Source organism: Limosilactobacillus viscerum (assembly GCF_947387525.1).
GTDB lineage: Bacteria > Bacillota > Bacilli > Lactobacillales > Lactobacillaceae > Limosilactobacillus > Limosilactobacillus viscerum.
This window is the reverse complement of record NZ_CANDNW010000025.1, coordinates 20,020-27,329: the sequence shown is the minus strand read 5'-3', so window position 1 is coordinate 27,329 and position 7,310 is coordinate 20,020. Positions and strand designations below refer to the sequence as shown.

The window sequence follows — 7,310 nt, the reverse complement described above, 5'->3', positions numbered from 1 at the left end:
ACCAGCACCGGTCCCGTTCCGTAATTCATCATCAGCAGCCTTAACCATGGCTTGCATTTCGCCTAATTCGTTGTCATAAACAAACTGCTTTAAGGCACTACTATCAAATTTTACTTGAGTCATTTAATGAGCCTCTTTCTTAATTAAAATATTTCACCCTTCCATAATAGCGAATAATGTAGTCGGTTTCAATTCAATTTATAAAACTGTTAGCATCGCGTTGCGACCGTTTCCATTCTTTGGCATAATTAAGAAAATGAATAGAAAGAAGGAATTCTAATGGACGAAAATACAAAAAGAAGGTTAGCAGGTAAACCCTACTGCCCTGACACAGCCGAATTAGACAAGTTCTCCCACCTTGCACACCGGCTTTGTCGCGACTATACCTTAACAACCGACGAAGATGAATTAGAACGGCAGGCGATTATCGACAAGCTTTTTCCTAACCATGGTGAGGGTACTTATATTCAGGGGCCAATGTATGTTGATTATGGTCGTTTTACTACCATCGGTAAAAATTTTTATGCAAATACACATTTCACCATCCTCGACACCTGTCCGGTGACGATTGGGGATAACGTAATGTGTGGCCCTAACGTTTCCATAATTACTGCGATGCACCCTCTCTGTTACCAGCAGCGTAACTTACGTCAGCAGGCTGACGGCCGCTTTTCTGACTATGAATATGGTAAGCCGGTAACGATTGGCAATAATTGTTGGCTGGCAACCAACGTTACCGTCTGCCCGGGCGTTACAATTGGCGACGGCTGTGTGATCGGTGCTGGTGCGGTTGTCACTAAGGATATGCCTGCTAATTCACTAGTCGTAGGCGTTCCCGCAAAGGCAATCCGTCAGATCACAGAAGCAGACCGGCTTAATAATTTTCCGTATTGATAAACAAAGGGACTGTGACAAAACTAAATTTTGCCACAGTCCCTGTTTTTTAGCTCCGAATATTACAGAGATATCGCGTGCCACAACCCAGGGCCTTAGTGTCTAGCTACGGACAATCACTAGCCCGTTCCGTGCTAACGATCGTCCTATGCTAGCCATACCAGATAGGCTAGCTTCGCGTTGCAGGCCCTACCCGGGGTTGTGTCACAGGTTGTTTTATTTCCCAGGAAATAAATTAGTGCGCAAATGCGGTTAAGATACTACCACATACAACAAAGATAATTCCTAGAATTGTAAAGCCCATTTCACGGTTAGTCTTCCGTTCATGAAGAACTAAGATTCCACCAAGCGTTGCAATTACAACGTTAAGCTGGGTGAAAATAAAGGCTACGTTTGTACCAAGGGACCGACCAGCAAAAATATATGCTAATGCTGCAATCCCCCATGAGATACCACCGAAAATATTTAAGTACTGTTCCTTCTGCTTAAATGCCTTGGCATTGCCAGAAGCAAAAGTATAAATAGTTGCCCCGATCAGGATACCAATCATTTCTGGTAAAAAGATCCCTAGGGATTTTTCATTTTGTAACCATGGCAGCTTCGGGAATTTTGAATAAACCCAGTAACCAAAAGTCGTTACAAGTAAGAACATGAAGTTCCGAACGGTAACCTTCTTACCACTACTTTGGTCGGTAATTGAAGTCATCAATGCACCAAGAATAACAATCAGCAGGGCACAAAAGCCAATAATCAACGCCCGTTTGCTATGCCATTCACCGAACACCAAGACCCCAATAATTGAATTACCAACTAATTGGAATACCGTTGAAAGTGGCATGGTGTTCGAAACACCCATCCGCTTAAATGAAACGAACTGTCCCATCTGACCGGTTGACCATAGTGCACCGCAGAGGACGGAAATCCAAAAGCCACGCCAACTAACAACAACTGCGCCTGGGTTACCGCTTAATTTTGCAGCTGCAAAAGCGACTAACCCAACAATTGTAGCACCAGCACCGATACCGAATGTTTGGTTAACTGTTGAGCCACCAACTTTACCGGTAATTAGAGGCATAATCCCCCAACCTACAGCTGGAACTAATGCAAGCAAGTAAGTCAGAAACATAACAATTCTCTCCTATCAATCAATCTACAAGAAGTAAATTTATCACGTTGGAAACGTTTGCACAACCTCTTATGATTTGGTCTACCTCCTATATCACTGAACTAATAGTAAGTAAAACGGCTAATAAAAAATTGGTACTGGACGAAAACGATTACTTTCTCTCCTGATCATTTTCCTCCGTGAGTGTTTTACTGTTAGGGAAGAAAACAGTGAAGGTACTCCCCTTACCTAGCTCACTTTGCACGCTAATCTTGCCCCCGTGTAGTTGTACTAGCTGGTGGACAATTGCCAAGCCAAGCCCTGATTCACCATATTTCGTATTCATGCGGGACCGATCCGCCTTATAGTACCGTTCCCAGATGTTATCTAACTGGTCAGGGGTCATCCCAATACCATTATCCGCCACTTCAAACTGTGTGCCGTTCGCCAGCTGCTTACCACGAATCTGAATTATACCCTTTTCGGTGAACTGAATGGCATTTTGAATGATATTAAACATTATCTGGACGAATCGATCATAGTCTGCATAAACCATCAATCCATTTGAAATCTGCAGTTCTAGCTTATCTCCTTGTGAACGTGCCTTCTTGTCCAACTGCTTTTGAAGATTATGCAAGACGGCACTGGCGTCGAACAACTTACGCTCCATCGAAATTTGATTGGTCCTAATTTTCTCGTAGTTTAGGTTATCATTGACCAGTCGAATTAGCCGCTTAGTCTCATTTTGCATCAGCTCAATGCTGTGTTTCTTATCCTCTTCCGGAATAACGTCATATTCAAGTCCTTCAAGGATCCCATTAATCGTGGTCAACGGTGTCCGCATTTCGTGAGCAGCATTGGCCATAAACTGCCGGCGCCGTTCTTCCTGCCGGTGAATTTCCTCCTGGGAGCTCTTTAAGGAGGCGGTCATCTGGTTAAAGCTCCGGGCAAGATCACCGATTTCATCATTTCCCAGGATTCGTAAACGAACATCATAATTCCCCTTTGCCACCTGATAGGTTAGCCGGCGTAAGCGATTAATTCGGAGGGTAATTGACCGCGAAAAAATATAACTGGCAATTAACGTTAATAAACCGGCACAGAACAAGGCCACAAGCAGGTTAAGCTTAATCTCGTGCATGTTTCGTTCAAGTGAAGAAGCAAAGGTTGCGATTGCAACTACCGCAACTGTCTTATTGCCATTTCGGTACGGTTTAATAATTTCAGTCATCCGGGGCAAGGATGTATCCGAAACTTTCTTCGATAGCCGTGGCGTTGTTAGACGTAATTTGATTGTCCGTCCATCTTTTAATTGCTGCCAATCTTTGGCAGTAATCGTGGGCGTAAAGCCATTACTGGAAAAGACCGGTTGCTTGCTGACGTCATAGACCGCAAAATGAACGTCTTGGTGGGAAAGCAAACGGGCATTTGTGTTTAGCGATGGCGAAGCAAAGCCCTCAAACTCGTGATCAACCGGGTCATAACGGATTGAATCCTGAACTAAGCTGTCAGCATCTTGTTCCAGCTGGCGCCAGGTATCCTCATACATCGACCGGTTAGTAACATTAATAAAGGAAATACTCAAAATCACCATCAATAAAACAATAATGGCAAAAAAGCTAAGCATCAACCGATACATTAGCTTCATTCTAGTTATCTTTTTAGTTAGCTTCATCATCAAACTTATAGCCTACTCCCCAAACAGTCTTGATTACTTGTGGTCCGAGGTCCTCTAACTTTTGCCGCAACTTCTTAATATGAGCATCAACTGTCCGCTCATCACCATAATATTCATAATCCCAAACTAGTTGAAGAAGTTGTTCACGGGTAAAAACTTGCCGGGGCTTTGAGGCTAACGTCTTTAATAAATCAAATTCCTTTGGCGTCAGGTCTGATATTTCATGTCCATAAAGGAATACTTCCCGCGTCTTAGTGTTCATCTTAAAGTGCTTAGTCTCAACATCATACGCGTTTTCGGCCTTCGTACTGCCGGTTGCTGATTTTTGTCCACCCAATTGGCTACGACGGTACAGAGCCTTTATTCTAGCAATCAGCGTAATGGCACTAAACGGCTTGGTAACATAATCATCTGCGCCGATTTCTAATCCCAGAACTTGGTCACTCTCTGTGTCACGTGCTGTCAGCATAATTAACGGCACTGTCGGTGATACCCGCCGAATATCAGCAGCAACCTGCATCCCATCTTTCTTGGGAAGGTTTAAATCTAATAAGATAATATCCCACTTTTCAGGATCTGCGTTGAATTTTTCTTCCGCCTCAATACCATCATAAGCAAACTCATAATGCCAATTCTGCTTCTTCAAAAACATCGCCATCATTTCGCAAACAGAATGATTATCTTCAATCATTAAAATATTCAACGTTTGTCCTCCTTCCTAGTAGCAAATGAGATGTTCAAGCGGCGACGTAGCGGCCGTTCAAACAATATTGCAATTACTGCACCAATCAATCCCTGAATAGTGTTGGGGATTAAGCCAAGCGTCCCCGTTGCCCAATTATAAAGGAACGAATCCGCAAAGAAGTAGCAGACAACCATAACAATGATCCCACAAACAAGGCCAAGTACCCGGCCTACACGGTTAGGGAGCCATTTCATAACTAACCCGGCGACTAATCCCTCCAGCCCATGCGCAATGAAGGAAAAGGGGGCATACTGGGCAAAGCCAGAGATTAAATCTAAGAACAGGCCCGTAAATCCACCAATTACACCACCATACCATGGTCCTAGCAGCATAACACTAACAAAGATCGCCGCATCACAAAGGTTAACATTCCCCCGTGTCCACGGTAAGGGAATTAGGAATAGCCGGCCAAAGACAATTCCTAATGCCAGTAGCATTGCCGCTAACGTTAGCTTCCTAATTGTTTGCTGTTTCTCCATATACCTCTTCCTCCTACGCCAGATAAGCTAAAAGTCGTTGCAATTTCATTCCAAAGTGCCGGTCCTGTACACCTAGGTGACTGGTCTCTTCAACCGCAACTGCTAATGCATTCCCCGCTGATTTGACTGCCATCATTAAGTCACGATCAGTTTGAAGGTAGATGTACAATAGTGCGGCAAAGAGGTCACCCGTCCCATAAAAATGTCCCGGGAAATAATTAAAAGGAATAAATTTGAGCTGGTCTTCTAAAAGCAACCAGTAACCAATCTGCTGGTCCTTTACTACTCCAGTTACAACTACCGCCGCGTTAATCCCATCATGACGGAGATGCCGAATTGCCTCGCGGAAGACTCTTTCACTGGGTGCGGTCACTTTCAAGCCACTCAGTAGGCATAGTTCCGTCCAATTTGGTGTTATCACGTCTGCGTACTGACAAATTTTGCGCATAATCTGTGGATAATTTTCACTTAAGCCGGGATACAGCTTCCCCTGGTCGGCCATTACCGGATCAACAATTTTTAAAGTGGTTTGCTCTGCCTTAAGAATTTGTTGGGTAACATTAAGGCGGTTCTCATTACCGAGATACCCAACAATGATCCCTGCAAAGTCAACCTGTTCCTTCTTCCAGTGGTTATAAGCCAACCATGACCACTGATCGGTTGGGAGCTGTACTGGTACACCAAATCCCTCCGTTTGGGTTGATAAGAGGGTACTGGGTAATAACGCTGTTGTTATCCCTGCAGCTTGAAGGACCGTCGTCGCAGCAACCATTGAAATCTGGCCAAGCGCCGAACAGTCTTCAATTACCATTACCGGTCTTATCACTTTACACACCTCCTATCTTTCCCATAATCACTCATCATTATATACTTAAGAGATTATGAATTAAAAGAAAAGCCAACCATATCAACTAGATAATTTTGGGTACTGAAAACGGAGCTAGACAAATTAACTTTATCTAGCTCCGTTTTGCTTTTAAATGGAGATGACGGGAGTAATACCCGTAGCCTTAAAAAGGCTGTCAAATCAATGTTTCCGTATTGCTGGACGTGAGCCATACAACATCTGTACAACATTTGTGATTTAGAGATTCTCAATAGTGTTTCCAATTGAATTATCGTTGACCGGGTGCAAGTCATTGTAAACCTTGATGGTAATAGATGCGTCCTTGTGGCCTAACACGGTGGCCACCTTATTGACTGGCACCCCATTTTCAATCAGCAAGCTAGTGTAAGTGTGCCGCAAGCCGTGTGGTGTCACATATAATGGTAGATTCTTTTCTTCTTCAATCACCTTCAACCACTTACCCGGCTTTGATGGTGACAATATACCACCATGCTGACTGGTAAATACTAACTGGCCCGGTTTCAAAGAATTAATGTTAAAGTATCTTAACTCACGGCGTTGTTCTAAGCGCCACTTCTTCAACACTTCAATGGTTCGCTTTCCAATTGGAACGTCACGAACTGAATAAACATTTTTAGTTTTCCCTATTATAAGGTGGTTATTCGTGTCACGAGTAACCGCCTTTTTTATATGGAGAAAGCCCTTATTAAAATCTACGTTGTTCCAGGTCAAGGCTGACAACTCCCCTTTTCGTAGTCCCGTATGCGACAAGATAAACAGGAAAGCAAACGCCTTATAGTTGGTTGATTCGTAGTGTTCACGCAATCCTTTTTGAAAGATATTAAATTCGTCCTTGGTGAAAGACCTTATTTTTCTTTCATGGTCAACCCTGGGACGTTCTATCTGTCTGAAAGGATTATCATGTATTAATTTGTATTTAATTGCCAGGTCAAAAATGCTGGAAACATCATTGACTAGCTTACTATACGACTTCAACTGATTAGACCATTGATAGACTAATAATTGACAAGTAGGGACTTCAATGTTCTTGATTAACTTATCGCCCAGGGCTGGTAACAAATGTTTTTTGCACTCTGTTTCGTACTTCTTATAGGTAGAACCGGCCACCGTCCGCTTCTTGTTTTCAAGCCAACGATCAGCTACTTCTTCAAAAGTTACCTGGTCATTATCACTGAAACCGTGATTCTCTATTTCAATCATCTTGTGGCGATACCAGGAACGAGCTTCGCCTTTTGTAGTAAAGCCGCCCTTGTTATGCTGCTTGTTATCTGGTGTACGATATGCAACCCGATAACGTCTACCATTCTTAGTTTGATACTCATATGGTGTCATTTTTCATTCTCCTTTGTACGTCCATTGTCTGGGCGTGAATTAATGACACGGGGGATATGTTAGGAGATGAAAAATACATAATAAGCAAAACAAAACTCTACATCTCTACATAGTGTCCTAACCCCTTGGGAGAGTAAGGCTCAACCGTGTAGAGACTTATGTAGAATGTAGACTACATTTTCTCTACATATAAAGTCAGACAAATAAGT

General features: G+C 43.1%; 7 protein-coding genes. 1 reads left to right on the top strand and 6 read right to left on the bottom strand.

All coding sequences use genetic code 11. The features are described 5' to 3' along the window. Positions 1–279 precede the first annotated feature (279 nt). On the top strand, positions 280–894 hold the full coding sequence (locus QOS07_RS07420; RefSeq protein ID WP_283588334.1) for a sugar O-acetyltransferase: 615 nt from the start codon (positions 280–282) through the stop codon (positions 892–894). Between the two features lie 235 nt (positions 895–1,129). Here the strand turns inward: QOS07_RS07420 and QOS07_RS07415 are convergent, their stop codons facing one another. From QOS07_RS07415 to QOS07_RS07390, 6 genes are all read right to left on the bottom strand, one after another. Beyond that, positions 1,130–2,014, bottom strand: coding sequence for a GRP family sugar transporter (locus tag QOS07_RS07415; protein WP_283588336.1), 885 nt, complete (start codon positions 2,012–2,014; stop codon positions 1,130–1,132). A gap of 157 nt (positions 2,015–2,171) precedes the next feature. After that, entirely contained in the window at positions 2,172–3,647 is a 1,476-nt protein-coding gene (locus tag QOS07_RS07410; protein ID WP_283588333.1) for a sensor histidine kinase, read from the bottom strand. Positions 3,648–3,660: 13 nt separating this feature from the next. Next, positions 3,661–4,380 carry a response regulator transcription factor gene (locus QOS07_RS07405; RefSeq protein ID WP_283588332.1) on the bottom strand — a complete coding sequence of 240 codons (720 nt, stop codon included), beginning with the start codon at positions 4,378–4,380 and terminating at the stop codon, positions 3,661–3,663. After that, positions 4,377–4,901, bottom strand: coding sequence for an ECF transporter S component (locus tag QOS07_RS07400; RefSeq protein WP_283588331.1), 525 nt, complete (start codon positions 4,899–4,901; stop codon positions 4,377–4,379). The genes QOS07_RS07405 and QOS07_RS07400 overlap by 4 nt, the downstream gene beginning before the upstream one ends. Before the next feature lie 13 nt (positions 4,902–4,914). Further along, positions 4,915–5,727, bottom strand: a complete 813-nt coding sequence (locus tag QOS07_RS07395; RefSeq protein WP_283588330.1) for a bifunctional hydroxymethylpyrimidine kinase/phosphomethylpyrimidine kinase — start codon at positions 5,725–5,727, stop codon at positions 4,915–4,917. Between the two features lie 258 nt (positions 5,728–5,985). Further along, positions 5,986–7,101 carry a tyrosine-type recombinase/integrase gene (locus tag QOS07_RS07390; protein WP_283588329.1) on the bottom strand — a complete coding sequence of 372 codons (1,116 nt, stop codon included), beginning with the start codon at positions 7,099–7,101 and terminating at the stop codon, positions 5,986–5,988. Positions 7,102–7,310 lie beyond the last annotated feature (209 nt).

Excerpts from the sequence above, each read along its gene's own strand:
- QOS07_RS07410 (WP_283588333.1), bottom strand. The coding sequence starts at position 3,647 with ATGAAGCTAATGTATCGGTTGATGCTTAGCTTTTTTGCCATTATTGTT.
- QOS07_RS07420 (WP_283588334.1), top strand. The coding sequence starts at position 280 with ATGGACGAAAATACAAAAAGAAGGTTAGCAGGTAAACCCTACTGCCCT.
- QOS07_RS07390 (WP_283588329.1), bottom strand. The coding sequence starts at position 7,101 with ATGACACCATATGAGTATCAAACTAAGAATGGTAGACGTTATCGGGTT.
- QOS07_RS07400 (WP_283588331.1), bottom strand. The coding sequence starts at position 4,901 with ATGGAGAAACAGCAAACAATTAGGAAGCTAACGTTAGCGGCAATGCTA.